Origin of the sequence: Streptomyces sp. NPDC001513 (assembly GCF_042894695.1) — a bacterium.
Lineage (GTDB): Bacteria > Actinomycetota > Actinomycetes > Streptomycetales > Streptomycetaceae > Streptomyces.
In genome coordinates this window covers 203,183-227,951 of sequence record NZ_JBIAVU010000010.1, presented here as the reverse complement: position 1 = coordinate 227,951, position 24,769 = coordinate 203,183, and the positions used below count along the sequence as shown (strand labels likewise).

Below are 24,769 nucleotides of genomic sequence, written 5' to 3'. Positions count from 1 at the left end.
GTGGAGCGCCTGTTGGGGAGATTGATGGCTCAATCATGTCTCTCTGCCTGGATCTACTCCACTGGCATATGCCATGGTCACGCGCGCTGTCCCGGTGCGCCGGGAATGCCCGGCCGCCGTTCACGGTTCGAATTCTTCGTACGGACGACACGGCGAGACGGGAGCGACGATGAGTGACACCGGTGGCGCACATGGACAGCACGGCAGGGACGACGGCATCCGGGGCGCCGCGCACGGCCGGGCCACCGTACCGCTGTCGGTCCTGGACCTCGTCACCGTCGGCGCCGGCAGCACCGCCCACGACTCCCTGCGCACCAGCGTGGCCATCGCCCGGCTCGCCGAGTCCCGCGGCTACCACCGCCACTGGGTGGCCGAACACCACTCCATGCCCGGCGTCGCCAGCTCCTCGCCGGCCGTGATCCTGGCCCACCTCGCCGCACACACCTCCCGCATCCGGCTCGGTTCGGGCGGGGTCATGCTGCCCAACCACGCCCCGCTCGCCATCGCCGAACAGTTCGGCACCCTGGAGGCGCTCGCCCCCGGGCGGATCGACCTCGGGCTCGGCCGCGCCCCGGGCACCGACGGGCGCACGGCCGCCGCGCTGCGCGGGGCCGGGCGCCTCGACGAGTCCGCGGACGACTTCCCGCGGCAGCTCATGGAGCTCCGCCGGTTCCTCGACGACGACTTCCCGGACGGGCACCCGTACGCCCGCGTGCACGCCGTACCGGGCCCGGTCCAGGGCCCCGCCGGCCGGCCGCCCCTGTGGCTGCTCGGCTCCTCCGGCTTCAGCGCCCGGCTCGCCGGCGAGCTCGGCCTGCCCTTCGCCTACGCCCACCACTTCTCGGCCGCCGGCACCGTGCCCGCCCTCGACCTCTACCGACAGAGCTTCCGCCCCTCGGCCGTCCTGGACGCCCCGTACGCCGTCATCGGGGTCTCGGCGCTCGCCGCCGACACCGACGCCGAGGCCCGCGCCCAGGTGCTCACCGGCGCGCTGTCGATGCTGCGGCTGCGCACCGGGCGGCCCGGACTGGTCCCGACGCCGCAGGAGGCTGCGGCGTACCCCTTCTCCCCGGCGGAGCGGGAATTCGTCGACGGCTGGCTCGCGAACATCGTCCACGGCACCCCCGACGAGGTCCGCACCGGCCTGGACGACCTCGCCAAGCGGACGGGCGCGGACGAGCTGATGCTCACCGCCAACGCCCACAGCGGGGCGGCCCGCCTGCGCTCGTACGAGCTCGTCGCAGACGCGTACGACATGCCCGCGCAGGCACCGGCGGCCGACTGACCGTATGCAAACGGGGTTTGGCTGGTTTGTTGACGAAACCTTGCGGGGGGATGTCTGAAGGCAGCCTTAAACCGCTCGTCACCCGGGGTGGCGAGCGGTTTCTGATGTGCGCTCAACTCTCTGACTTGGGGAAATAGCGTCGGAGTGGTCTAGTCCTTCTTTGGTCCGAACCATTGACGCGGGGCTGGAGTGATCGCTATCACTTCTCTCACCCGAACCTCTTGCTCTCTCCTCCCAGCCCCCCGGAGGCAGTTCATGCACATCCGTAAACCCCTCATCGCGGCCGCCGCAACGGCCGCGCTGGCAGCCGGAGCGCTTGCCTCCTTCGCGGGACTCGGCACGGCCCAGGCCGCCGACGCCGGCACCACCGCCGCCGCGGGCGGCGTCCGCATCGCCTACTACGACCAGTGGAGCGTGTACGGGAACGCCTTCTATCCCAAGCACCTCGACACCCGCGGCATAGCGGGCAAGCTGGACGTCATCAACTACTCGTTCGGCAACATCCACCCCACCGACCTCACCTGTTTCGAGGCGAACAAGGCGGCGGGCGACGACAACAACCCCAACGCCGGTGACGGCGCGGGCGACTCGTACGCCGACTACCAGAAGTCCTTCAGCGCCGCGGACAGCGTCAGCGGGGTCGCCGACAAGTGGGACCAGCCGATCGTCGGCGTCTTCAACCAGTTCAAGCAGCTGAAGGCCAAATACCCCCACCTGAAGATCAACATCTCGCTGGGCGGCTGGACCTACTCGAAGTACTTCAGCGACGCGGCCAAGACCGACGCCTCCCGCAAGAAGCTCGTGTCCTCCTGCATCGACCAGTACATCAAGGGCAACCTGCCGGTCGAAGGCGGCTACGGCGGCCAGGGCGTCGCGGCCGGGATCTTCGACGGCATCGACATCGACTGGGAGTATCCGGGCTCGTCCGGCGGCCACCTCGGCAACCACTACGCCCCCGAGGACAAGCAGAACTTCACGCTCCTGCTCAAGGAGTTCCGCACCCAGCTCGACGCCTACGGCACGGCCAACGGCGGCAAGAAGTTCCTCCTGACCTCCGCCCTCCCGGCCGGCCAGGACAAGATCAAGTACATCGAGACCGACAAGATCGGCCAGTACTTGGACTACGCCAACATCATGACGTACGACATGCACGGCGCCTGGGACGGCGACGGGCCGACGTACCACCAGTCCCCGCTGTACTCCGGCGCCAACGACCCGACCGACCCGATCGCGCCGGGCACCCAGAAGTACAGCATCGACAACGCCATCGACTCCTGGATCGACGGCAACCCGGCCTACGGCATCACCGGCGGCTTCCCCGCCAACAAGCTGACCCTGGGGTACGAGTTCTACTACCGCGGCTGGAAGGGCGTCCCCGCCGGGACCGCCAACGGCCTCGCCCAGTCCGCCACCGGCGCCTCGGCCGCCCGGCCCACCAGCCAGCAGGCCGGCATCGCCAACTACAAGGAGCTCGGCGGCCTCGTCGACAACCCGGCGACCACCTTCTGGGACGACCAGGCCAAGGCCTCGTACTTCTACAAGGACGGCGAGTTCTTCACCGGCCTCAACCAGAAGGCCATCCAGGCCCGGGTCGACTACGGCAAGCAGCGCGGCCTGGCCGGCGCGATGATGTACTCCCTGCTCGGCCTGGACAACAACACCACGCTGCTGAACCAGATCTCGGACGCGCTTGGCTCGGCCACGGTCCCGCCGACCACCCCGCCGACCACGCCTCCGACCACTCCGCCCACGACGCCTCCGACGACCCCGCCGACCACGGGCTGCGGCTCGACCCCGGCGTACGTCGCGGGCACCGTCTACACCGGCGGCAATGAGGTCTCCCACAACGGCCGCAAGTACAAGGCCCAGTGGTGGACGCAGAACGAGACGCCGGGCACCACCGGTGAATGGGGTGTCTGGAAGGACCTCGGCGCCTGCTGATCTCCCCCCACCCCGCGCCGAGCGACGCCCCGCCCTGTCCCCTCTCCGGGGGCGGGGCGGAGGTGTGTGACATGGTTGCCGGATTCCAGACACCTCTGCGTGTCCATATCGCTACGCTCGGCCACAAGCTCATTCTCCGCTTGGGGGTGCCGTCGCATGGTTCAGGCCCGTGAAATCGATCCCAGTGCCTCGCCGCTGGACTACTACGGCTACGAGCTGCGCCGCCTGAGAGAAGGAGCCGGGCTGAAGCAGTCGCAGCTGGGCGACATCATCTACTGCACGGGCTCCCTGATCGGCATGGTCGAGAACGGCCGCAGGGTCCCCACGCGCGACTTCTCGGAACGGGTGGACGCGGCGCTCGTCACGGACGGCCACTTCTCCCGCCTGGTGGGGCTGGTCCTGCGGAGCGTCCTGCCGACGTGGTTCCAGGCGTACGCGGAGATGGAGGCCCGGGCGAGCTTCATCTCCGCCTACCAGTCGCAGTTGGTGTACGGGCTCCTCCAGACGGAGGCCTACGCGCGGGCCGTGCTCGGCGTCGAGAAGCCGGACAAGCTCGACACGGCCGTGGCGGCCCGCATGGATCGGCAGCGCATCCTGGCCCGCGAGAATCCGCCCGTGCTGTGGGCGGTGCTGGACGAGGCGGTTCTCCTCCGGGAGATCGGAGGCCGCCAGGTGATGCGGGAGCAACTGGCCCACCTGTTGAGCCTCCAGGACCGGCAATGGCTGGAGATCCAGGTGCTGCCCTTCGAGGTTGGCCAGCACGCGGGAATGATGGGCTCGTTCAACCTTCTGCGGTTCGACGACGACCCGGACATCCACTACAGCGAGAGCTACGACTCCGGGCACATGACGGCCAACCCTCAAGTGATCAAGGAGCGTTCGGTCGGCTACGCTCGCCTCCAGGCCGAGGCCCTCTCTCCCCGGGCGTCGGCAGTGCTGATCGCTCGCGTAATGGAGGAACGCTATGGGAAGCATCCAGAACCTGGCGGGCGCGCTATGGCGTAAGTCGTCCTACAGCGGTTCCAGCGGTGGCGACTGCGTCGAGTGCGCCCCCCTCGGCACCGCCGCATGGCGCAAGGCTTCGTACAGCGGCGGGACCGGGGGCGACTGCGTCGAGGTGGCCGCCCAGCCCTGCCAGGTTGCCGTCCGAGACTCCAAGAACTCCGGCGGGCCGGTCTTCACGGTCACGGCAGCGGCGTTCGGGGCCTTCGTGAGGAGCCTCTAGAGCCGGCCCTGCTGGGCCGCTTTGAGGCCGGGCCCGTGGTCACCGCCCGGGCCCGTCGGGCTGTGCGGCGGCGGCCTCGGAGGCCTCCGTCTGGCGGCCGATCATGCCGGCGATCACGTCCGGGGCCACCGCGCGGGAGAACAGCCAGCCCTGCCCGGTGTCGCAGCCGACGCGGCGCAGCCGGGCCGCCTGCCCGGCGGTCTCCACGCACTCCGCGGTCACCGTCAGGCCCAGCCGGTGGGCGAGCTGGACCAGGGCCTCGACGATGGTCTCGTCGGCCGGGTTCGGGTGCGTGCCCTCCTCGTAGCGGAAGCCCCGTACGAAGGAGCCGTCCAGCTTCAGCACCGAGACCGGCAGCCGGCTGAGGTAGGCGAGGTTCGAGTATCCGGTGCCGAAGTCGTCGATCGCGATCCGCACGCCCATGTCGCTGAGCGCCTGCAGGGCCTGCAACGGCCGGCCCGCCGAGCCCATCACGGCCGACTCGGTCAGCTCCAGCTGGAGCAGCTGCGGCGCCAGGCCCGTCTCGGCCAGGATCTCGGCGACGTCGCCCACCAGGTCGGAGTCCCACACCTGGCGCACGGCCACGTTGACCGACACGAAGACCGGTGCGTCGCTGGGCTGCTCGATCTGCCAGCGCCGTGCCTGCCGGCAGGCCGTCCGCAGGACCCACTGCCCCAACTGGACGATGGATCCGTCCTCTTCCGCAATTCCGATGAACCGATTCGGCGTGAGCGTGCCGAACTGCGGGTGGTTCCAGCGCACCAGGGCCTCGACCCCGCGCACCACTCCGCTCTCCAGGTCGACCAGCGGCTGGTACTCCAGCTCGAACTCCCCGCGCTCCACCGCCGGCCGCAGCGTCGAGGAGAGCGCCTGCCGGGTCATGCGGTGCGCGTTGCGCTCCGGGTCGAAGAGCGTCCAGCGGGCCTTGCCGTCCGCCTTGGCCCAGTACAGGGTCGTGTCGGCGGCCTGCATCAGTCCGGTCGCCGAGGTGCCGGCCGTGGTCCGTTCCACCACCCCGATCGAGGCGGAGACCGACAGCCGCTGCCCGGCCAGGTCGAACGGCTCCTGGACGGCGGCCAGTACGCTCCGCGCCAGGTCCGCGAGCTGCTCGGTGCCGGTGGAGTCCTCGACCAGCAGGGCGAACTCGTCGCCGCCGAGCCGGGCGACCAGGTGCCCGCCGGTGCGCCCGTACCCGGACTGGTCGGCGCACTGGGTCAGCCGGGCCGCGACGGCCGTCAGCAGCCGGTCGCCGACGCGGTGGCCGAGGGTGTCGTTGACGGCCTTGAACCCGTCGAGGTCCAGGTAGCACAGCCCGATCCGGCCGGTGCCGCCGTGGTCGTACGAGGAGGCCTCCAGGGCGGCGGAGAGCCGCTCGAAGAACAGCGCCCGGTTCGGCAGCCGGGTGACCGGGTCGTGCATCTGGAGGTGCCGCAGCCGGGCCTGGAGGTCGCGGCGGTCGCTGATGTCGGAGACGGACAGCAGGACGTCCCCCGTGCCGGGTACGGGCCCCAGGGTGACCTCGGTCCACAGCGAGTGCCCGTCGGGGTGCTTGAGGCGGCGGGTGCAGCGCAGCCGGGCCTGCCGGCCGCGGAGCACCTCCTGGTACGCGGCCCAGGTGCGGGCCTCCGCGGCCAGGTCCACCAGGTCGGCGGCGCACTGGTGGACGAGCGCGTGCGGCTCGCTGCCGAGCAGCCCGGCGAAGGCCTCGTTGGCGGCGATCACGTAGCCGTCGCGGTCCACGACCGCCATCGCGAGGTGGGCCGCGTTGAAGGCCGCCCGGTAGTCGCGCTGCTCCGACTCGGCGCGCGACGCCGCCGCCGGCACGGCCGGCACTGCCGGGTGACGCTCCGTAATGGCCGATCGGATGCTGTCGGCCGCCGAACCGGTTCCCTCTGAGGTTCCGCTCACCGTTGGCTCCCGCAGTGTTCGTGAGTGTCCGTGCAGGAAAGTGTGCCGATCATAGAGGCTGCCGGGAGGCCCTATCCAGCGGCGTCGCCGCGTGGGGTCCGGGAGTTCGGCGTGATGACGGATCGCCGGACCAAGATCGCGTGATCGTTTCTGCGCGGCTGTGAACATGCGAAGGCCCTGGCTGATCTCGGGTGATCGGTCGTGACGTTCTGTAGGCAGGTGCGTGAAGTCCGGGGGTCACCGACTTGCCTCATTGCTCACTCGTGTGGGGCAGCGGAACAGGGCATTAGTAAGACAATCGCCTCAAGGTGGCTAAACAGGCACGAATCCACCACCGGAGGTCGATGTGGCGCGACAGCAGACACCCGGGGGAGTGGACCGTTCCCGCATCCGAAGTACCGCCGCGGCGCTCACCTCCCTCACCGCGCTCGCCGCCATGTCGCTCGTCGCGGGACCCGCGGTGGCCGATTCCGGCGCCGGACCCTGCGCGCTGACCCGGACGGGCGCGCACCACTCGCTGGGCCTGGACAGCTGGAACGGCGCCTACCCCAAGCCCGAGCGCACGCTCGATGCGGTCATGGTCTTCCTCTCCTTCCCCGACCACCGCAGCACCCTCACGACCACGGAACTCGCCCGCGACCACTTCCCCGCCACCAGCGAGTTCTTCGAGCAGGCCTCGTACGGCCGGTTCCGGCTGACCCCGCACCCGCAGAAGCAGTGGATCCGGATGCCCAAGCCGTCCACGGCGTACGGGATAAGGCGGGACTGGGCCCCCGGGGACCGGGCCGCCTACCTGCGGGACGCGGTCAAGGCGGCCGACGCCGAGGTGGACTTCACCAAGTACGACATCGTCTACTTCGTCGCCGACCCGGACGCGCCCGGAGTGGACTCCGACGCCACCAAGGTCGTCAACTTCGACCACCCGATCGTCGCGGACGGCACCGAACTGCGGAGGATCGTCACCGTCTTCGAGCGCCACCCGCCGGACCGCAACGTACTGGCCCACGAGACCGGCCACGTCTTCGACCTGCCCGACCTCTACCACCGCCCCACGGACGGCAAGGGCGACTGGGACACGTACGTGGGCGACTGGGACGTCATGGGCAGCCAGTTCGGGATGGCCCCGGACCTCTTCGCCTGGCACAAGTGGAAGCTGGGCTGGCTGGACGCCTCCCAGGTGGACTGCGTGCAGTCGGGCTCCTCCATGCACACGCTCCAGCCGCTGGCGCAGGCCCCGCCGAGCGGCGGCACGGGCGGGACCCGGCTCGCGGTCATCCGTACGGGCCCCGGCAGCGCCATCGCCGTCGAGGCGCGGGGCTCCGCCGGCAACGACGGGGACACCTGCACGGAAGGGGTCCTGGTCTACCGGGTGCGCAACGAGGCGGCGTCCGGCGGCGGTCCCATCGAGGTGATGGACGCGCATCCGGACACGGAGGCGTGCTGGGACCGTTCGGTGTACCCACCGCTGGCGGACGCGCCGCTGGAGGTGGGCGAGACGTACACCGTGCCGGGCGAGCGGATCACCATCGAGGTGGCGGACCGGACCCGGTCGGGCGCGTACACGGTGAAGATCACGACGTGAGCGTCGGATAGCCGCGGTGTGGCCGTGGAACGACGAAGAAGGCCCCCACTCGCGTGGGGGCCTTCTTCTCGTCTGTGCGCCGCCAGGGACTCGAACCCCGGACCCGCTGATTAAGAGTCAGCTGCTCTAACCAACTGAGCTAGCGGCGCTTGGTGACGAGGAAGACATTAGCAGGAGGATCCGCGGAACGAAAAATCGATATCCCCAGGTCCGGTCGGTGCGGGGCTGCGGGCCGCCCGTACGAAGGCCCAGAGCAGGGCCTCGGGCCCGGGAAGCCACGGCGTCCGCGTGTCGGGAGCCACCAGCCACCGGGAGGGCCCGGGGACGGCGGCCAGCGGCGGCACGGTGACGGCGTCGCCCGGGCCGTGGCACAGGGGCACCGGAGCGGTACGGGACGCTCCCCATTCCTCCCACGCCAGGAGGGCGGGAAGCCGGTGGGCGGTGCCGGGGGCGGTGAAGAGGAGCATCCGGCCGCGGTGCACGGCGACCGGACCGGAACCGGGCCCCTCGGCCCGGAGCAGGTCCAGGACGCGACGGCCGAGGACGAGCGGGACGTTGACGACGTCGAAGGCGCTCCCGCAGGGCAGCGTGGCGGGCAGACCGGGCCGGGCCTCCCAGAGCGCGAGGGTGCTCCGGGGGTGGGCAGAGGCGGAGGCGAGCCAGGCGGCGCCCTGCGGGGTGACGTGGGCGGAGTGCGCGGACCGTGCGTCGAGGGCGGGGGAGGAACCGGGAGCCGTCGTCAGCGTCGTCATATGCCAAGGTCTACCGGCCGTAGCGACCCGGCTTCCGGGAGTTACCGGAAACCGGGACGCGGGGCCTGTGGCTGAGCTATCTTGCACCCCGCATATGCCAGTCCGCTGCGCTTGGCGGATGCAGCCTCGCCGTGGCCAGGTGCGGCGCCGTTGCCGGGGGCCAGCCCCCGGACCCCCGCGCCTCAAACGCCGGCGGGGCTGAAGGGTGGCCCCGCTACGGCGTACCGGCTCCGCGCTGGAGGGTTTCGCCGAACTCGATCATCTTGAGGGCGTAGTCCTCGGTCCACTCCGCCTGCTCGGCGATCACCGCGGGCGGGAGCCTGTCGAAGCGCCGGGGATCCGCCAGCTGCGCCGCCGCGAGCGCCTGGAACTCCACGGCCCGGTCCTGGGCCGCCCGGAAGGCGAGGGCCAGCTCGGTCGCCCGGGTCAGCAGCTCCCGGGGGTCCTCGATCGATTCCAGGTCGAAGAAGTGCTCCGGATCCCCCGCGGCCTCCGAGGGCTCGAAGAGCAGCGGCGCCGGCCGCAGCCGTCGCTCGGTCCGCTCGGGCTCTGCCATCCGTGTCCTCCTGCTGCGCGTGCGAAATCCTTCCGGGCCACCGTCCATTGTCCAACGCCACGCAAGACCCCACGCGATGGGCTGGAACACCCGTACGGCCGGCGAGGCGCACGAGCAGGCCGGCCGCCCGGGTGGCGGGGGAGTCGCACAGGCGATCGGCCGGAGCGGGCGGCGCGGCCCCGCCGGGTCACACCGTGACGGACTCCGCGGCGCGCCGCGCGGCCAGCTCGGCCACGTCGTCCAGTACGCCGGCCAGCTCGCCGACGAGCGCCTCGGGAGCCTCGAAGCCCTCGGCCCCGATCAGCTTGGGGATGCCCGGGATCGCGACGGACCGCTCGGCGGGCAGCATGCCGAGGCGGGTGAGCACCGGCAGCAGCATCTCGGCGGCGGGGACGCCGCCGGTGGGGCCGGCGCTGTAGCTGACGAGGCCGACCGGCTTGCCCTTCCACTCGTTGTAGAGGAAGTCGATGGCGTTCTTGAAGGGGGCGGTGAAGCCGCCGTTGTACATCGGCAGGACGAAGAGGAAGGCGTCGGCCGAGTCGACCAGGGCGCTCCAGTCACGGGTGTGCTGGTGGGCGTAGTTGCCGCTCGAGGCGTATTCGGGTTCGTCGAGGAAGGGCAGCGCGATCTCGGCGAGGTCGACGGGGGTGACCTCGAAGCCGCCGCGGTCGCGGGCCTGCTCGGTGACCCAGCGGGCGAGGGGGCGGCCGGAGGAGGTGGGGCGGGTGGCGGCGGAGACGACGTGCAGGCGGGTCATGGAGGGAGCTCCCGGTCGATGCGGTTGTTGATGTGTCACCTATAAAACCCACACGGTGTGTGACATGTCAACGAGATAGGTGATGTGTCACCGACCTGGCTAAAGTGGAAGGCATGACCCCCGCACCCGAGCCGCCCCGCTGGCTCACGGAGCCCGAACAGGACGCCTGGTACGCGTGGCGGCGGATGTTCCCGCTGGTCGACGCGGAGATCGCGCGGGACCTCAGCCAGGACAGCGGGCTCTCCGAAGCCGACTACGACGTCCTGTCGGTGCTCGGCTCAACGGATGGCCACCGCATGCGGATCACCGCGCTGGCCGAACGGATGCAGTGGTCCCGCAGCCGGCTGTCCCACCAGCTCACCCGCATGGAGAAGCGCGGCATCGTCCGCCGCGAGGAGGTGGCCACGGACGGCCGGGGCGCGGAGGTCGTCCTCACCGCGACGGGCGTGGCCACCATCACGGCGGCGGCCCCCCTCCACGTGGAGTCCGTCCGCCGCCACCTGATCGACATCCTCACCCCGGCCCAGCTCCACACCCTCGCCGAAGTCGGCGAACTCCTCCGCACCCGCCTGAGCACCCAGCGCAAGGCCTGAGCCCGAGGCAGGCCCGGCGGCCGCAGGTCCTCCTACGGGCGCCAGGGGATGCGGTGTTCTGCCAGGTGGGCCAGGACCGAGTGGTTCGCCTCCCAGCCGTCCGGGAACTTCACCGTCACGCCCAGCTGGACCGGTTCCGTCGAGGGGTGGTCGTCCAGGAGTTCCGCTATGCCCGCGCGGGCCACCACCACGCACGCGTGCCGGTGCCGGGAGGCCAGAACGCACAGGCGGCCCGTCTCCAGGTGGAAGGCCGTCGCGTCCGGGCGGCCCGACAGGGGGTGGAGGACCACCGTGAGGTCGTACTCGCGGCCCTGCAGGCGGTTCGCGGTGTCCACCGTGACCCCCGTGACCCCGAGCGCGGCCAGCGCCGCGCGGACCGCGGCCGCCTGGTCGCGGTGGGCGGTGCCGACCGCGATCCGGTCCGCCGTCAGCGGGGACGGGCCCTCGGACTGCTCGTCGGAGGTCACCGCCCCGCGGTCCAGCGCGCGGCGGACCACCAGTGCCACCGCCCCGACCGCCTCCGGATCGGTGCGCGGGGTGTGCCGCGCCGGCAGCTCCAGCAGGCCCCAGCCCGCCTCGGCGGCCTCGTCCAGCACCCGGTCCGGGCCCGACCCGTCCGAGGGGACCCCGTACGACAGCTGCCGCTCGCCCGGGCCCGTACCGCTGCGGAACTGCGTGTACGGGTAGAACGCGCGGGAGACCAGCGGCGCCGCCGTCGCCGGGAGCCGCCAGGACACCGGCAGCCGGTGCTGCGGCAGCTGCGGGTTGTGCGCGAGCAGGGTGCTCACCGCCGACGCGGACGGGTCGTAGGACAGGCCCGCCCACTGCTCCGCGCCGACCACGCTGAACGGGTCCAGCTGCCCCGGGTCGCCGACGAACAGCGCCCGTTCGAACAGCCCGGCCACGGCCAGCAGCGCGTCCGAGCGCATCTGGTACGCCTCGTCGACGATGGCGTGCTGCCAGGGCTCCACGTCCTTGACGAACGCCCACTTCGCCGCCGTGGAGATGGTGATCGGCAGCTCCGCCAGGTCCTTCGGCTTGGCCGACAGGGTGACCGAGGGCAGCTCGCGCAGCGCCGGATCGTAGGCGTCGCCCTCGCTGCTGTGCAGCCGGCCCACCTTCAGCTCCGGGTCCTTGTCGGCGAGGCGCAACACCAGGTCGTCGACCTGCGCGTTCGTCTGCGCCACCACCATCAGCCGGCGCCCGGCCGCGGCCAGCTCCCGGGCCGCCCGGACCACGAGCGTGGACTTGCCGGCCCCCGGCGGGGAGTCGACGACCACGCCCCGCTCGGCCCCGTGCAGGGTGTCGCGCAGGATCGCGGCGGTCGCCTCGGCGGCCGCGGCCCCGGGATCGAAGGATGCGGTCGCGGTCACAGCAGGTCCTCGTCGGTCACGGCGTCGGGCAGGGGGACGGCGCTCAGGTGCCCCGGCGGGCCGCCGTGGGTCCACGGGGTCTGCTCCGGCTCCGGGAGCTTCGGGCCGCCGCGCGCGTCGTGCTCGAAGAGCGTCCAGCAGAGCCGGTCACCCTTCTCCGGAACGGACCCCGGCTCCGGGTCCCGGCCGCGGCCCATCTTGTCGAGGAGCCGCAGCACCAGCCGCCCGTCCTCCTCGAAGCGTACGAACTGCGCGCTCTGCGGGCGACCGTCCAGCGAACGGAACACCTTCCCGCCGCCCCCGTCCGCGAGCTGCGGCCGGTCCTCCGTGGCCACCGTCACCAGCGGGCGCGGACTCGGCCGCTTCGACTCCGTCCACTCCATCACCACCTCGGTGACCTCACCGGCGAAGGCCTCGCCCGCGAGCCGCCGGCCCGCCATGACGAGGGGGTCGTCCAGCGCCTCCTGCGCGTCGAGCCGCACCTGCTCGGTCTCCCGCGTGGCCAGCTTCTGGGCGGCCGTCACCGCGTCGTCGCGGCGCGGCTGCGGCGGCTCGCCCGCCCGTACGCGGTCCCGGTGACCGGTGTACGACCAGCGGTCGCGCGTCCAGCGCTCCTCCGCGCGCTCGCCCGGCGGCAGGGCGCGCAGCAGGTCGACCGCCTCCCACGTCGCCCACCAGGTGTCCGACATCTGATCCACGACCAGCCGGCGCACGGCCTCCTCGGCCTTCCGGACCTCTTCGCTCTTCCCCGCCTGGCGGTCGTCGTCCCCGGGCCCGGCCGCCAGGGCCGTGCGCGCCGCGTCGTACCGGGCGATGGCCGGGGCCAGCAGCTTGTTGTCGAAAGCCGGGTCGGTGGCCGGACCGGCCGGCGGACACAGCAGCCGGCCCTCCGCGTCCCGGCCCAGCTCCGCCCGCAGCGCCGCCTCGGCCCCCGAGAGGCCCTCGGGCGGGTCGATCCAGCCCAGCAGCGCGCCCAGGTGCTGATCCTCCAGATTGCTCTGGCCGGTCGCCCAGTGCCGCGACAGCAGGTCCGTCGCCGACAGCAGCATCGAGGAGCCCGGCACCCGCGAGCGCTCGGCGAGGTGCGTGAACCAGCGGCCCAGCATCGGCACTTGAGAGGGCGCCGGATACGGGTTCTCCGGCTCCTCCTCGGCGGTGCGCCGGAACCGCATCGACCGCCCCAGCAGCCGTACGTACTCGATGCCCGCCCGGCTCGGCACGATCAGCTGCGGCGCGTCCACGCACAGCTCGGTCTCCACCTTGACCCGCTTGCCCGTCTCCGGGTCGGTCTCGCTGCGCTCGGCCGGCTCCACGGCGTCCGCGTACGCGTCGATGTGGGCCAGCACGGGGACCGCCAGGTCCGCGAGGAACGCCCAGCGCAGGTCCCGGTCGCGGGGCTGGGGTATCACGAACACCTGCGGCGCGTGCCGGTCCGTGCCGACCAGCGCGCCCAGCGGAGCCCCGGCCTCACCGGCCGTGGTCAGCGGCACGAAGACCATCGGGGTCTCGCTCAGGTGGCGGTGCCGTACGGTCGCGAGCGACTGGGCGCGGCCCGCCCGTACGGCCTGCAGCCGGGCCAGCATGTTCAGCAGGCTCATGCGCCGACCCCCGCCGCCGCCGACTCCAGCGCCTCGGCGCGCAGCCGGGCCGCGCGGTGCAGGGCGGCGGCGGTCGGATCCTCGGCGCAGCCGGCCCCGGAGGCCGCCGCGAGGGCCTCCTCGACGGTCGTCAGCGCGCCCAGCTCGCCCCGTACGGAACGGCCGAGCGCGGTCACCGCGCCCGTGGTGCGGGCCCGGTCCCGGCAGTGGAAGGCCAGCTCGCAGGCGGCCAGGCACTCGGGGGCGTAGGCGGCGTCGACGGCGGACACCGCCTCGACGAGCTCCTCGGCGGTCCGGGTCGCCGGGTCGAAGCTGATCCCCTCGGGCAGCGCCGCGGCCAGCTCCTCGACCCGGGTCAGCCGGTCCAGCTGGCGCCGGGTCACCGAGCGCTCGCGGCGGATGTCGACGGGTGAGGCGGTGGGCAGGTTCGAGAAGTCCTTCGGGCAGACCAGCAGCACGGTGTGCCCGACCTCGGCGCCCGCCAGCTTCCCGGCGGTCTTCTCCAGCGCCAGCACGTACACGGCGGCCTGGCGGGCGGCGGCGCCCACCTTCGCGGCGTCGGCGGCCCCGTCGATCATCGGGAACGACTTGATCTCCACGACGGTCCAGCGGCCGTCGGGATGCACGACCACGGCGTCCGGCTCCAGGTAGGCCGGGGAGCCGGCCACCTCCAGGGCCAGCATCGGGTGGTCCAGCAGGGTCCACGCCTTCGCCGCGGTGGCCTCGCGCAGGGCGAGGGCGGTCCGCGCGGAGCGGCCCTCGGGGCCGGCGGCGGTGAGGTCGGGGACGTGGGCGCCCGCGCCGGGGGGCTCGGCGGCCGGGTCGAGGTGCGCGTGGACCAGGCGCAGCAGCTCGGCGCCGCCGTCGCCCTTGACCTTGGCCTCGAAGGAGTTCCCGCGGACTATGGCGAACTGCGACTGCCCGAAGGCGGCGGGCGAGCCGAGGGCCGTGGCGAGGGCGTTCTTGTCCACGCCCGCGCCGTCGAGCAGGGCCCGTCTGCCGCAGCCGGGATTGGCGGCGAGGGCCGCCAGCGCCCGGGCGTCGAGCGGACGGGGCGGCACGGCCGGGCCGCGCAGGCCGGCGAGCCGCTGCCGCAGCGTGGTCGGCTGCGCGGAACTGCTGGGCGGGTAGGAGCTCACGGGCGGAAGTGTCCCATCCGCCACTGACAATCGTGTGCGGAGTGCGGAAACGGGGCGGTGGGAGAGCCGGCCGGGGGCGTGATGGATGATGGACGGGCCAGGAAACCATCGTAAAAACGCACAATCTCGCACCGATCGGGAGATTCGCATGGCCCCCCGCATCCTGCTGGCCCGCCACGGCCAGACGGCGTGGTCCCAGCTCGGCAAGCACACGGGACGCACGGACGTGCCCCTGCTGGAGGAGGGCAAGCGGGGAGCGAAGCTGCTCGGCGAGCGGCTGGCCCGCGAGCCGTGGAAGAACCTGCCCGGCGTCGAGGTCCGCACCAGTCCGCTGGTCCGCGCGAGCGAGAGCTGCGAGCTGGCGGGCTTCGGTGTCCGGGCGGAGCCGTGGGACGCCCTGCTGGAGTGGGACTACGGGGACTATGAGGGCATGACCCCGGCCGAGATCCAGGCGATCCGGCCCGGCTGGCTGATCTGGCGCGACGGGGTTCCGGGCGGCGAGTCCGTCGCCGATGTCGCGGCGCGCGCGGACGAGGTGGTCGCGTGGGCGCGCTCGGCGGAGCGCGACGTCCTGGTCTTCGCCCACGGCCACATCCTGCGCACGCTCGCCGCCCGCTGGCTCGGCTTCGAAGCCTCCTTCGGCGCCCGCATCCGCCTGGAGCCCACCTCCCTCTCGGTCCTCGGCTGGGCCTACGGCGCCCCCGCACTGGAACGCTGGAACGACACGGGCCACCTCGACGCGTAGGGCCCCTTCGGGGCGGGCGGGGTGGTCGGCTGCGCCGCGGGTTGGCTGCGCCGCTCGGGCCGGGCTTTGGGCGGGGGCCGGTTGCCTCCGGCGGGTCGGCAGAGGTGGGGGCCGGTTGGGCCGGGGCCGGGCGCGCGCCGGGGTGTCTCCTCGGACGCCGAACGTGTCGAGGGGTCGGAGCGCGGAGGCTTGTTGCGTTCGACGCCCTGCGGGGATCACCCCGACACACACCCGACCCCGGCCCAACCGGCCCGGCTGCGCCGATCCTTCAGCCCTGCCGCACCAACTCCAGCCTGGCTGCACCATTCGGCTTCGCCGCACACATTCAGCCTCGGCCGCACAAATTCAGCCCCTCCGGCGCTTGAGGAGCGGGGTCCGGGGCGGAGCCCCGATCTTTGAGCCGCACCATCCGACCCCACTGCACCAAACCAGCCTCCGCCGCACGAATTCAGCCCCTCCGGCGTTTGAGGAGCGGGGTTCGGGGCCGAGCCCCGGTCATTCGGCCTTGCCGCACCGCTTCAGCCCCGCCGGCGATTGAGGCGCGGGTTCGGGCGGTGCTAAATCGCTTCCCCCTCAACGGAGTTGGGAAGATACGGGTATGACGATTACCTCCGTGGTGCTGCGGCGGCGCGTGGACGATCTCGGTCCGGCCCTGGATTTCTACGTACGACTCACCGGCCAGCCGGCGACCCGGTTCGAGTTCGCCGGCCTGGACCTGGCGAGCGTCGGCCCGTTCCTGCTGTTCAGCGGGCCCGACGCGATCGCCGAGCGGTTCGCGGGAGTGGCCGCCACCCTCTCCGTGGCGGACCTGGACGCGGCCGTCGCGCACTGCGCCGCGTCCGGGGGCGAGGTGATCGCCGCCCCCGCCGCCACACCCAACGGCCGCCGTGCGGTCGTGCGTCACCCCGACGGCGGGGTCTACGAGTACCTCGGCGGCTGACCCGGCGGGGTCAGACCGTCGCGTGCCGGGTCAGGAACGCGCCCACCCGGGGCGACCGCTGGTGGGGGACGAGGGTGCCCGCCGTTTCCGAGAGCATCGACCGGACCCGCGTGGACTGCACCTCGGCCAGCAGGTCCAGCACCCGGCCGCCCGCCCAGGCGGCCTCGTCGGGGGCGCCCGCGCGGGCCAGGTCCCCGGCCAGCTCGGCGGTGTAGAGGGCGACGTTCCGGGCGAAGTGCGGGTCCTGGAGGTCGGCGGCGCGGCGGGCGTGCCGGGCCGCGCGGGCGTGTTCCCCGAGCGCCGACCAGCACCGCGCCTCCAGGGATTCCAGCTCCGCCTCGCCGAAGAAGGACATCCACTCGGGGTCGGCGTCGGCCTCGCCCCGGGAGAACTCCGTGTGGGCCCGGGTCAGCGCCTCCTCGCAGGCCTTGCGGTCGGCCAGCCCCGCCCAGCCGCCGGCCTCCCGCAGGGCGAGCAGCGACAACAGCCGCGGGGAACCGAGGGCGCGCGCGGCCCGGCGGCCCGCCTGGGCCGCCCGTACGGCCTCGCGGGAGCGTCCGCAGTCCCGGGCCAGGAACGCCATGTTGCTGAAGGCGTGCGCCTCCAGGCCCGCGTCCCGGGCGACCCGGGCCGTGGCCAGGGCCTCCGCGTAGTGCGAGCGGGCGTCGTCGAAGCGGCCCGAGTCGTGGGCCAGCCAGCCGACCGAGACGGCCAGTTCGCCGGCGCCCGCGTGCAGCCGGTCCTCGGTGGACTGCCGGGTGGCGCCCGCGTCGAGGAGGGCGTAGGCCGTGCGCAGGGGCTCGGCGGCCCTGCGGTACAGGGCGTCGGCCCCGTGCCGGTCGTCCAGCAGGCGGATCTGGCGTACGGCGTCCTCGACGGCGGCCGCCTCGGACTCGCCGGCGCGGGAGGGGAGCCGGCGGGTGTCGCCGAGCAGGGTGAGGCTGAGCGTCGCGGCCGCCACGGTCGCGGAGCCGCCCGCCATGAACGCGCGACGCAGCACGTCGCTCTCCTTGGCACTGGAAGGGGAACGGTGGATGAGGACGGGGGAGGGGTCGCGCCGGCCCGAGCGGCCACGGACGCTCTCGCGGGGGGAGAACCCCAGGTCGGCCAGGGTGCGGCCGGGGAACATATGGAGGAAGACCCGCTCGTACGCGTAGTTGGGGCAGCGGATCTCGCCGGACTCGACCCGGCCGATGTAGCGCGCGTCGCAGGAAACCGTTTCTCCGATCTCCTTCGCCGCCCGGCGCACCAGGGCCGCGAACTCGGCCGGGGAGTGCTGACCGCGCAGCCGGCGGAACGTGGAGTTGGGTGAGTGGGGGGACGCCGCCATGGACGTGACCTCTCTGGCGAGGAATCCAACACCGGTGCTGTGACGTGGGTCCGGCGCGCATGAACGTACCGCCAGTGACAGGGTGTTCAAGCGATGTTTGGCTACAAAACGGATATCTCACCCGCGATCCGCCATGAACTGCCATCCTTTGCAGCGTCTTGCCGCCGCACCCGTTGACGTTCCCGTGCGTTGAACCCATGCGGATACGGATCGAGGAGGGGTTCCCTTGGTGGAGGGCGGCATGGAGAGCACTGGAACGAACACCGCGCCCGAGCCCGGCGCGGCCACGGACCTGGATCTGGTGACCGTGCCCACGCGGCAGGGTCTGGAGGCGGTGGACATCATCCGCCGCGCCGCCAGCCAGGCCGGCGGGGTCGGACCCGTCCTGCACGACGGATCCGGCGACACCCTCGGCTTCCTCGTACCGCCCGGCACCGCCGACGCGTGGGACCTGCCGGGCAGTGCCTGTACGCAGACCAACGGGCGCGGGATGCGCTTCGGCGACGCCGCCTCGCCCGCCGCGGGCGTCACGGGCTGGCTGCTCCCGCCGGAGGCCGTCGGGCCGGTCACCGACCCCGAGGTGCTGCGCGCGGCGCTCGGCGAGGCGGCCCGGCTGATCGAGGCCGCGGACAACTGCCGCTGATCCCTCCCCGACGGCCGCCCGGCACAATGGGGTGGTGGCAGGCAAGGACAGGAACAAGGGCAGGCAGCGCGGTCGCGGCACCGCCGAGGCGGTCACCGGGCAGGTGGACGGTGGCCGGGCGGAGCTGGAGCCGGACCGCGAGCGCGCCGGGGCGTGGACCCTGCTGATCGACGGGGCCCCGCAGTCGCACGTGGCCCTGGACGATCCCACGTACCTGGACTTCGCCTACCAGCGGCGGATCGGCCACCTCATCGACCTCGTCGCGCCCGCCCGCCAGCCGCTGAACGTGGTGCACCTGGGCGGCGGCGCCTTCACCCTCGCCCGCTACACGGCCGCCTCCCGCCCCCGCTCCACCCAGCAGATCGTGGAGATCGACGCCGCGCTGGTGGCCTTCGTACGGGAACACCTGCCGCTGGACCCGCAGGCGCGGGTCCGGGTCCGGGCGGTGGACGCCCGGGCGGGCCTCGCGAAGGTCCCGGACGGCTGGGCGGACCTGGTGATCGCGGACGTGTTCAGCGGGGCGCGCACCCCGGCGCACCTGACGAGCACCGAGTTCCTGGACGACGTACGGCGTGCCCTCGCGCCCACCGGGTGGTATGTGGCCAACCTCGCGGACGGTCCGCCGCTGACCCACCTGCGGAGCCAGATCGCGACGGCCGCGTCCCGGTTCACGGAGCTGGCGCTGGCCGCGGACCCGGTGGTGTGGCGGGGGAAACGGTTCGGCAACGCCGTCCTGGTGGCGGCCGACCGCGAACTGCCCGTCGCGGAATTCACCCGCCGGGTCGCGAGCGACCCGCACCCGGGCCGGGTCGAGCACGGCCGGGCGCTGGCGGACTTCGCGGGCGGCGCGGCCCCGGTCGCCGACGCCTCCGCGGTGGCCTCGCCGCAGCCGCCGCCCTCGGTCTTCCGCTAGCCGCACGGGTCTCCCGGCGCGGGGCTCCCGCACGGGGGCGGACCGGTGACGCATGCGGATGGTGCAGTTACATACAAAGATCCCCGGAGTACTCCCGGCGGACGGCCGCCCTGCGTAGCCTGTGAACCCCTGGGAGGGCTTGCCCTCCTACGACGCGTTCAGGAGACGGCAAGGCAATGTCTGATTTCCCCGCAACCCCCGGTGCCCCCACCCCCGGCACCCCGAGTACCCCGAGCACCGCCGGCTCCGACTACACCCAGCGGCTGGCGCGCCTCGAGCAGTCCGGAATCAAGCGGCTGCTGCCCACGCAGGCCCCGTACCGCTGGAACCTGCAGCGACTGCAGCTGGGCCGGGTCCTCGACATCGGCTGCGGGCTGGGGCGGAACCTGCTCAACTGCGGCCCGGACAGCGTCGGCGTCGACCACAATCCGCACTCGGTGCAGACCTGCCGCGAGCGCGGACTGAACGCCTACACCCCCGACGGGCTGGCCGCCGCGGCGGACTGCGGTCCCGGGTCCTTCGACAGCCTGCTGGTCGCGCACGTGCTGGAGCACGTGGAGGAGGGCACGGCGGCGACGCTGCTGGAGCAGTACCTTCCGCTGGTCAAGCCGGGCGGTTCGGTCGTCATGATCACCCCGCAGGAGGTCGGCTTCCGGTCCGACGCCACCCACATCCGCTGGGTCGGCTTCGAGGAGCTGCGCAGCCACGCCGCCAAGGCCGGGATAGCGGTCCGGCGGACCTACTCCTTCCCCTTCCCCCGCCCGATGGGCAAGGTGTTCCCGTACAACGAGTTCGTGCTGGTGGGCACGGTCCCGGCCTGAGGCGTCCCGCCCGGGACGGCCCGGCTCAGGGGTCGACGATCTCCACCAGCGGCGGGTGGTCGTGCCAGGTGCAGAACACCGACACCTCGCGGCCGTCCCGGGTGAAGGTGACCCGGATCCAGAAGTCCTGCTTCCACACCTGCATCCGCCAGCCGGCCGCCGGCGTCGCCGAGACCAGCTCGGCGGAGGACGCCCCCAGCGAGAAGACGACCCGGCCGCCGGAGACCGGATAGGCCTTCACCTTGCCCGGATCCTGCCCCGCCCCCTGCCCGTACGGGGACGGGGTGGCCGCGGGCTTCTGCGACGGCTTGCCGGGGGAGGCCCCGGCGGACGACGGCGCGGCCGGGGTCGGCGAGGCGGAGGGCGACGGCGACGCGGAACCGGACCCGGACTGCGCCGGGGCCTCCGGCGGCTGCGCGCGCTGCGTCGAGGAGGACAGCGGCTGGGTGGTGAGCGGCACCGCGAGCGGCGGATCGTAGGCCGTCCCCGACATGACGCTGTGCACGCCCCACCACGACAGCGTCACCGCCGCCCCGGTCGCAAGCGTCCACGCCATGGCATGAAGAAGTCCTCGTCGCATCAGGGCACATACTGCACCACCCGCCACAAGAGCAGCCCGACACCCCGCCGGGTCCCTCGAATGGACTACGGTGCGGGCCATGGCAAGTGTGCTCGTGGTCGAGGACGACCAGTTCGTACGTTCCGCCCTCATCCGGCACCTGACCGACGCCTCGCACACCGTGCGGAGCGTCGGCACGGCCCTGGAGGCCCTGCGCGAGGTCGCGCACCACCGCTTCGACGTGGTCATCCTCGACCTCGGACTGCCCGACCTGGACGGGTCGGAAGCGCTCAAGATGCTGCGCGGCATCACCGACGTGCCCGTGATCATCGCCACGGCGCGCGACGACGAGGCGGAGATCGTCCGGCTGCTCAACGACGGCGCCGACGACTACCTGATCAAACCGTTCTCCGTGGAGCACCTCTCCGCCCGCATGGCCGCCGTCCTGCGCCGCTCCCGGGCCGCCGCCGGGGCCGAACCCCCCTCGCGCGTCCTGCGCGTCGGCGGGCTGGCCATCGACCCGCTGCGCCGCCAGGCCGAGCTCGACGGGACCGTACTGGACCTCACCCGGCGGGAGTTCGACCTGCTGGCCTTCCTCGCAGGGCGGCCCGGAGTGGTCGTGGCCCGGCGCGAACTGCTCGCCGAGGTCTGGCAGCAGTCGTACGGGGACGACCAGACCATCGACGTCCACCTGTCCTGGCTGCGCCGCAAACTCGGCGAGACCGCCGCCCGCCCGCGCTACCTGCACACGCTGCGGGGTGTGGGCGTCAAGCTGGAGCCGCCGCAGTGATGCCGCGATGAGATGGGCGCTCGTCAAGGTGTGCCTCGCGGTCACGGCCATGGTGGTCGTGGCCTTCGCCGTGCCGCTCGGGCTCGTCGTCCAGGAGATGGCCAGCGACCGGGCCTTCTCCAACGCCGAACGGCAGGCCGCCACCATCGGGCCGACCCTGTCCATCACCACCGACCCGGTCCAGCTGCAGAAGGCCGTGGAGTCCACGCAGATGGGCGCCGCCCGGCGGATGGCCGTCCACGTGCCCGCCATCGGCGACAGCGCGCCGGTGGAGATCGGCCGGGGCCGGGCGGGCGAGCACGCCGTCGCCGAGACCCGGCGGATCGGGCGGGCGACGACCGCCTCGGTGGCCGGCGGGGGTTCCGCGCTGCTCCAGCCGACCGCGCTCGGCTCCGGGGACATCGCGGTGGTGGAGATCTTCGTACCGGAGAGCGAGGTCAGCAACGGCGTCGCGACGGCCTGGGTGGTCCTCGCGGGCGTCGGGCTCGCGCTGATCGTCGGCTCGGTGGGGGTCGCCGACCGGCTCGGCGCCCGGCTGGTACGGCCGGCCGAGCGGCTCGCGGACGCCGCGCACCAGCTGGGCGAGGGTCGGCTCGGGGCGCGGGTCCCCGAGGACGGGCCGAAGGAACTCCGCTCGGCGGCCGTCGCGTTCAACGCGATGGCGGACCAGGTGGTGGAACTCCTCGCCAATGAGCGGGAACTGGCCGCCGACCTCTCGCACCGGCTGCGGACGCCGCTGACGGTGCTGCGGCTCAACACGGCCTCGCTCGGGGACGGCCCGGCCGCCGAGCAGACCCGGGCCGCGGTCGAGCAGCTGGAGCGCGAGGTCGACACGATCATCCGTACGGCGCGGGAGCAGCGCCCGGCCACCGGCCTGGTGGCCGGGGCGGGCGCCGGCTGCGACGCCTCCGAGGTGATCCGCGACCGGATGGACTTCTGGTCGGCGCTCGCGGAGGACGAGGGCCGCGAGGTACGGCTCGCGGGGGTGGACCGTACGGTACGGATCCCCGTGGCCCGGCCCGAGCTCGCCGCCGCCCTCGACGCCATGCTCGGCAACGTCTTCCGGCACACCCCCGAGGGCACGCCCTTCTCGGTGGACGTCCACGACGCCGGTGACGCGGTCATCGTGCTCGTCTCGGACGCGGGACCCGGCATCGCCGACCCGGAGGCGGCCCTGCGCCGCGGCAACGACGGCGGCCGCGACGGATCGACCGGCCTGGGCCTGGACATCGTGCGCCGCGTCGCGGAGTCGACGGGCGGCGACGTACGGCTGGGGCGCTCGGTGCTCGGCGGGACCGAGGTGCGGGTGTGGATCGGCCTGGACGGCCGGACCCTCGGCGGTCCAGGCGGCGGGCGGGCGGGCCGTGGCCGGCGCGGCAACCGACGTAACCGGGGGCGCGCCTAGCGGTCGGCCCGTGCCCGCCTCGGTACGGTCCCGTGAACGCGGTGGAGGTCTTCTTCGAGGAGGGGAATCAGGCATGCGCTACGCAGTCCTCGGAACCGGGATCGTCGGCCGCACCCTGGCCGCCCGGCTCGCCTCCCTGGGCCACGAGGTGGTCATCGGCACCCGGGACCCCGCGGCGACCGCCGGGCGCGCCGAGTACGCCGACTGGCAGGCGGGGCAGCCCGGGGTGCGGCTCGCCGGCTTCGCGGAGGCCGCGCGGGACGGCGACACCCTGGTCAACGCCACCGGCGGGCAGGTCAGCATCGCCGCGCTGACGGAGGCGGACGCCGCGCACCTGGACGGCAAGGTCCTGATCGACGTCGCGAACCCGCTGGACTTCTCGCGGGGCTTCCCGCCGCGCCTGGACCCGGTGGACACCGACAGCCTGGGCGAACTGATCCAGCGCACCTTCCCGGGGCTGCGGGTGGTCAAGACGCTGAACACGATGAACTGCCTGGTCATGGTCGATCCGGGCCGGGTCGCCGGCGAGCACCACGTCTTCCTGTCGGGTGAGGACGCGGACGCGAAGAAGGCCGTACGGGAGCTGCTCCGCTCCTTCGGCTGGCCGGAGCGGAGCATCCTCGACCTGGGCGGGATCGAGACGGCGCGGGGCGCCGAGATGCTGCTGCCCGTCTGGCTCCGGCTGATGGGCGCCCTCGGGCACACGGACTTCAACTTCCACGTCCAGGGGGCGTCTTCCGGCTGACGGCCGCGGAACCGACTGGCGGCTGCGGAACCGTCAGGCGGGCCCGCACGGACGGGGGCGCATATGTTGCCGCGCCCCCGGGCCGCGCCGAGGGTGGGCGTGAGGGAAGGAGCCACGCATGAGAGTCATGCTCAGGGCGCACTTTGACACGGCCGCCACCAACGAGGGCGTCAAGACCGGCTCGCTGCCCCAGGCGGTCAGGAAGCTGATGGACACGGTGAAGCCGGAGGCGGCCTACTTCGGTCTGCACGAGGGCGTCCGCTCCTGCTGGATCGTCTTCGACCTGGACGACAGCTCGCGGATGCCGGCGCTGATGGAGGACATGTTCCTGCAGTTCAACGCCGAGCTGGAGGTGGCCCCCGTCATGAACGCCGAGGACCTGGCGAAGGGTCTGGCGGCGATGCAGTCCTCGCCCTGACGGGGTCGCTGCCCGCCGGTCGGGCCGGAGCCGGGCGTGCGCCGGGACGATCCCCGCAGGACGCCCCGGGATCCTGCCCGCTGCCGGCCGGTTGGGGCGGGGACGGGTGTGTGTCGGGGCGATCCCCGCAGGGCGCCGAACACAACATGGCTCCGCTCTCCGACCCCTCGACACGTTCGGCGCCCGAGGAGACACCCCGGCGCGCGCCCGGCCCCGGCACAACCGGCCCCCGCCTCTGCCGACCCGCCGGAGGCAACCGGCCCCGCGGCCGCCGCGGCCGGCGCCTGGCCGAGGATCAGGCCACTGCCGACCACGGTCATGGCCTCGGCCATCCGCTCCGCCGGACCGGCCCGTTCCATCAGCCCGAACAGCGCGATCAGGTGGGGCGCGACGGCCAGTCCGATGCCCGCGACGGCGAAGGCCGCTCCCCACAGGCCGGACACCGCCGGCAGCGGCAGGGTGAGCACCGCCAGCGCGAACAGCAGGGTCAGCCCGGGCGACCACAGCCGTACGCCGGCCCGCGCGCCCGGGGCCGCGACGCGCGGGGCCGACCATGAATCCGACCTCGTCGAGGGTGGTGTCGAAGGACAGGGCGGACCCGAGCAGCTTCTAGTCCGCGCCGGCCAGCCGCGCCCAACGGGCCCTGGCCGGCGGGCCGATCTGAGGACGGCCGCGACGAGGGCGCAGAGGACGGCGCACGCCGTTGCCCGTCGAGCGGGACCGTAGCGGCGGAACGGACCCCTCGGAAGAC

23 protein-coding genes, 1 tRNA gene and 1 pseudogene are annotated in these 24,769 nt (G+C 73.1%); 15 read left to right on the top strand and 10 right to left on the bottom strand.

Annotation, left to right across the window (positions count from 1 at the left end; genetic code table 11):
* The first annotated feature begins 169 nt into the window (after positions 1 to 169).
* The 4 genes from ACFYZ4_RS23500 (at position 170) to ACFYZ4_RS23485 (ending at position 4,451) form a co-directional block, all read left to right on the top strand.
* A complete protein-coding gene (locus ACFYZ4_RS23500) occupies positions 170 to 1,285 on the top strand; it encodes an LLM class flavin-dependent oxidoreductase (RefSeq protein ID WP_390784744.1) in 1,116 nt (371 codons plus the stop codon).
* Between the two features lie 255 nt (positions 1,286 to 1,540).
* Positions 1,541 to 3,226: a glycosyl hydrolase family 18 protein gene (locus tag ACFYZ4_RS23495; RefSeq protein WP_390784743.1), complete on the top strand. Its 1,686-nt coding sequence runs from the start codon at positions 1,541 to 1,543 to the stop codon at positions 3,224 to 3,226.
* A 156-nt stretch (positions 3,227 to 3,382) separates the two neighbouring features.
* Positions 3,383 to 4,231 (top strand): Scr1 family TA system antitoxin-like transcriptional regulator, encoded by an 849-nt coding sequence (locus ACFYZ4_RS23490; protein ID WP_390784742.1) that lies wholly within the window; start codon positions 3,383 to 3,385, stop codon positions 4,229 to 4,231.
* The gene (locus tag ACFYZ4_RS23485; RefSeq protein ID WP_390784741.1) at positions 4,191 to 4,451 is read left to right on the top strand and encodes a DUF397 domain-containing protein; all 261 of its coding nucleotides are present in this window, start codon (positions 4,191 to 4,193) and stop codon (positions 4,449 to 4,451) included. The genes ACFYZ4_RS23490 and ACFYZ4_RS23485 overlap by 41 nt, the downstream gene beginning before the upstream one ends.
* A gap of 39 nt (positions 4,452 to 4,490) precedes the next feature.
* Here ACFYZ4_RS23485 and ACFYZ4_RS23480 read toward each other — a convergent pair whose 3' ends face one another.
* Entirely contained in the window at positions 4,491 to 6,359 is a 1,869-nt protein-coding gene (locus ACFYZ4_RS23480) for a putative bifunctional diguanylate cyclase/phosphodiesterase (RefSeq protein WP_390784740.1), read from the bottom strand.
* 346 nt (positions 6,360 to 6,705) lie between these two features.
* On the opposite strand from ACFYZ4_RS23480, the gene ACFYZ4_RS23475 reads away from it, so the two are divergent.
* Positions 6,706 to 7,941: a M6 family metalloprotease domain-containing protein gene (locus ACFYZ4_RS23475; protein ID WP_351303045.1), complete on the top strand. Its 1,236-nt coding sequence runs from the start codon at positions 6,706 to 6,708 to the stop codon at positions 7,939 to 7,941.
* A gap of 75 nt (positions 7,942 to 8,016) precedes the next feature.
* Here ACFYZ4_RS23475 and ACFYZ4_RS23470 read toward each other — a convergent pair.
* The 4 genes and pseudogenes from ACFYZ4_RS23470 to ACFYZ4_RS23455 all read right to left on the bottom strand — a co-directional run bounded on the left by ACFYZ4_RS23470 (position 8,017) and on the right by ACFYZ4_RS23455 (position 10,006).
* A tRNA-Lys gene (locus ACFYZ4_RS23470) sits at positions 8,017 to 8,090 on the bottom strand.
* Positions 8,081 to 8,693: pseudogene (locus tag ACFYZ4_RS23465) on the bottom strand (bifunctional DNA primase/polymerase). The gene ACFYZ4_RS23470 and the pseudogene ACFYZ4_RS23465 overlap by 10 nt, the downstream one beginning before the upstream one ends.
* Positions 8,694 to 8,907: 214 nt before the next feature.
* On the bottom strand, positions 8,908 to 9,249 hold the full coding sequence (locus ACFYZ4_RS23460) for a hypothetical protein (RefSeq protein WP_351303391.1): 342 nt from the start codon (positions 9,247 to 9,249) through the stop codon (positions 8,908 to 8,910).
* Positions 9,250 to 9,436: 187 nt separating this feature from the next.
* Complete coding sequence (locus ACFYZ4_RS23455; protein ID WP_351303388.1) at positions 9,437 to 10,006, bottom strand: NAD(P)H-dependent oxidoreductase; 570 nt, start codon at positions 10,004 to 10,006, stop codon at positions 9,437 to 9,439.
* Between the two features lie 113 nt (positions 10,007 to 10,119).
* Between ACFYZ4_RS23455 and ACFYZ4_RS23450 the strand changes: the two genes are divergently transcribed.
* On the top strand, positions 10,120 to 10,599 hold the full coding sequence (locus tag ACFYZ4_RS23450; protein ID WP_351303385.1) for a MarR family transcriptional regulator: 480 nt from the start codon (positions 10,120 to 10,122) through the stop codon (positions 10,597 to 10,599).
* A gap of 32 nt (positions 10,600 to 10,631) precedes the next feature.
* Here ACFYZ4_RS23450 and ACFYZ4_RS23445 read toward each other — a convergent pair whose 3' ends face one another.
* From ACFYZ4_RS23445 to ACFYZ4_RS23435, 3 genes are read right to left on the bottom strand one after another with little or no spacing between them, the layout of a single operon-like run.
* Positions 10,632 to 11,972, bottom strand: coding sequence for an AAA domain-containing protein (locus ACFYZ4_RS23445; protein ID WP_351303376.1), 1,341 nt, complete (start codon positions 11,970 to 11,972; stop codon positions 10,632 to 10,634).
* Entirely contained in the window at positions 11,969 to 13,570 is a 1,602-nt protein-coding gene (locus ACFYZ4_RS23440) for a hypothetical protein (protein WP_390784739.1), read from the bottom strand. Before ACFYZ4_RS23440 ends, ACFYZ4_RS23445 begins: the two co-directional genes overlap by 4 nt.
* A complete protein-coding gene (locus ACFYZ4_RS23435; RefSeq protein ID WP_351303370.1) occupies positions 13,567 to 14,709 on the bottom strand; it encodes a hypothetical protein in 1,143 nt (380 codons plus the stop codon). The genes ACFYZ4_RS23440 and ACFYZ4_RS23435 overlap by 4 nt, the downstream gene beginning before the upstream one ends.
* Positions 14,710 to 14,857: 148 nt before the next feature.
* Here ACFYZ4_RS23435 and ACFYZ4_RS23430 point away from each other — a divergent pair, with 148 nt between their 5' ends.
* Positions 14,858 to 15,454: a histidine phosphatase family protein gene (locus ACFYZ4_RS23430; protein WP_351303367.1), complete on the top strand. Its 597-nt coding sequence runs from the start codon at positions 14,858 to 14,860 to the stop codon at positions 15,452 to 15,454.
* A gap of 598 nt (positions 15,455 to 16,052) precedes the next feature.
* On the top strand, positions 16,053 to 16,394 hold the full coding sequence (locus ACFYZ4_RS23425) for a VOC family protein (RefSeq protein WP_351292777.1): 342 nt from the start codon (positions 16,053 to 16,055) through the stop codon (positions 16,392 to 16,394).
* A 10-nt stretch (positions 16,395 to 16,404) separates the two neighbouring features.
* On the opposite strand, the gene ACFYZ4_RS23420 is transcribed toward ACFYZ4_RS23425, so the two are convergent.
* On the bottom strand, positions 16,405 to 17,724 hold the full coding sequence (locus ACFYZ4_RS23420; protein WP_351292775.1) for a tetratricopeptide repeat protein: 1,320 nt from the start codon (positions 17,722 to 17,724) through the stop codon (positions 16,405 to 16,407).
* 241 nt (positions 17,725 to 17,965) lie between these two features.
* Here ACFYZ4_RS23420 and ACFYZ4_RS23415 point away from each other — a divergent pair, with 241 nt between their 5' ends.
* The 3 genes from ACFYZ4_RS23415 (at position 17,966) to ACFYZ4_RS23405 (ending at position 20,101) form a co-directional block, all read left to right on the top strand.
* Positions 17,966 to 18,367, top strand: coding sequence for a hypothetical protein (locus ACFYZ4_RS23415; RefSeq protein ID WP_351292773.1), 402 nt, complete (start codon positions 17,966 to 17,968; stop codon positions 18,365 to 18,367).
* A 34-nt stretch (positions 18,368 to 18,401) separates the two neighbouring features.
* A complete protein-coding gene (locus ACFYZ4_RS23410; RefSeq protein WP_351292771.1) occupies positions 18,402 to 19,280 on the top strand; it encodes a fused MFS/spermidine synthase in 879 nt (292 codons plus the stop codon).
* Positions 19,281 to 19,456: 176 nt separating this feature from the next.
* The gene (locus ACFYZ4_RS23405; RefSeq protein ID WP_351292769.1) at positions 19,457 to 20,101 is read left to right on the top strand and encodes a class I SAM-dependent methyltransferase; all 645 of its coding nucleotides are present in this window, start codon (positions 19,457 to 19,459) and stop codon (positions 20,099 to 20,101) included.
* Between the two features lie 25 nt (positions 20,102 to 20,126).
* Here ACFYZ4_RS23405 and ACFYZ4_RS23400 read toward each other — a convergent pair whose 3' ends face one another.
* Complete coding sequence (locus ACFYZ4_RS23400; RefSeq protein ID WP_351292767.1) at positions 20,127 to 20,681, bottom strand: hypothetical protein; 555 nt, start codon at positions 20,679 to 20,681, stop codon at positions 20,127 to 20,129.
* A gap of 79 nt (positions 20,682 to 20,760) precedes the next feature.
* On the opposite strand from ACFYZ4_RS23400, the gene ACFYZ4_RS23395 reads away from it, so the two are divergent.
* The 4 genes from ACFYZ4_RS23395 (at position 20,761) to ACFYZ4_RS23380 (ending at position 24,018) form a co-directional block, all read left to right on the top strand.
* Complete coding sequence (locus ACFYZ4_RS23395; protein ID WP_351292765.1) at positions 20,761 to 21,450, top strand: response regulator transcription factor; 690 nt, start codon at positions 20,761 to 20,763, stop codon at positions 21,448 to 21,450.
* 7 nt (positions 21,451 to 21,457) lie between these two features.
* Positions 21,458 to 22,855, top strand: coding sequence for a HAMP domain-containing sensor histidine kinase (locus ACFYZ4_RS23390; protein WP_351292763.1), 1,398 nt, complete (start codon positions 21,458 to 21,460; stop codon positions 22,853 to 22,855).
* A gap of 73 nt (positions 22,856 to 22,928) precedes the next feature.
* On the top strand, positions 22,929 to 23,600 hold the full coding sequence (locus ACFYZ4_RS23385; RefSeq protein WP_390784738.1) for an NADPH-dependent F420 reductase: 672 nt from the start codon (positions 22,929 to 22,931) through the stop codon (positions 23,598 to 23,600).
* Positions 23,601 to 23,718: 118 nt separating this feature from the next.
* Positions 23,719 to 24,018, top strand: a complete 300-nt coding sequence (locus tag ACFYZ4_RS23380; protein WP_351292759.1) for a DUF3303 family protein — start codon at positions 23,719 to 23,721, stop codon at positions 24,016 to 24,018.
* The last annotated feature ends 751 nt before the right edge of the window (positions 24,019 to 24,769 follow it).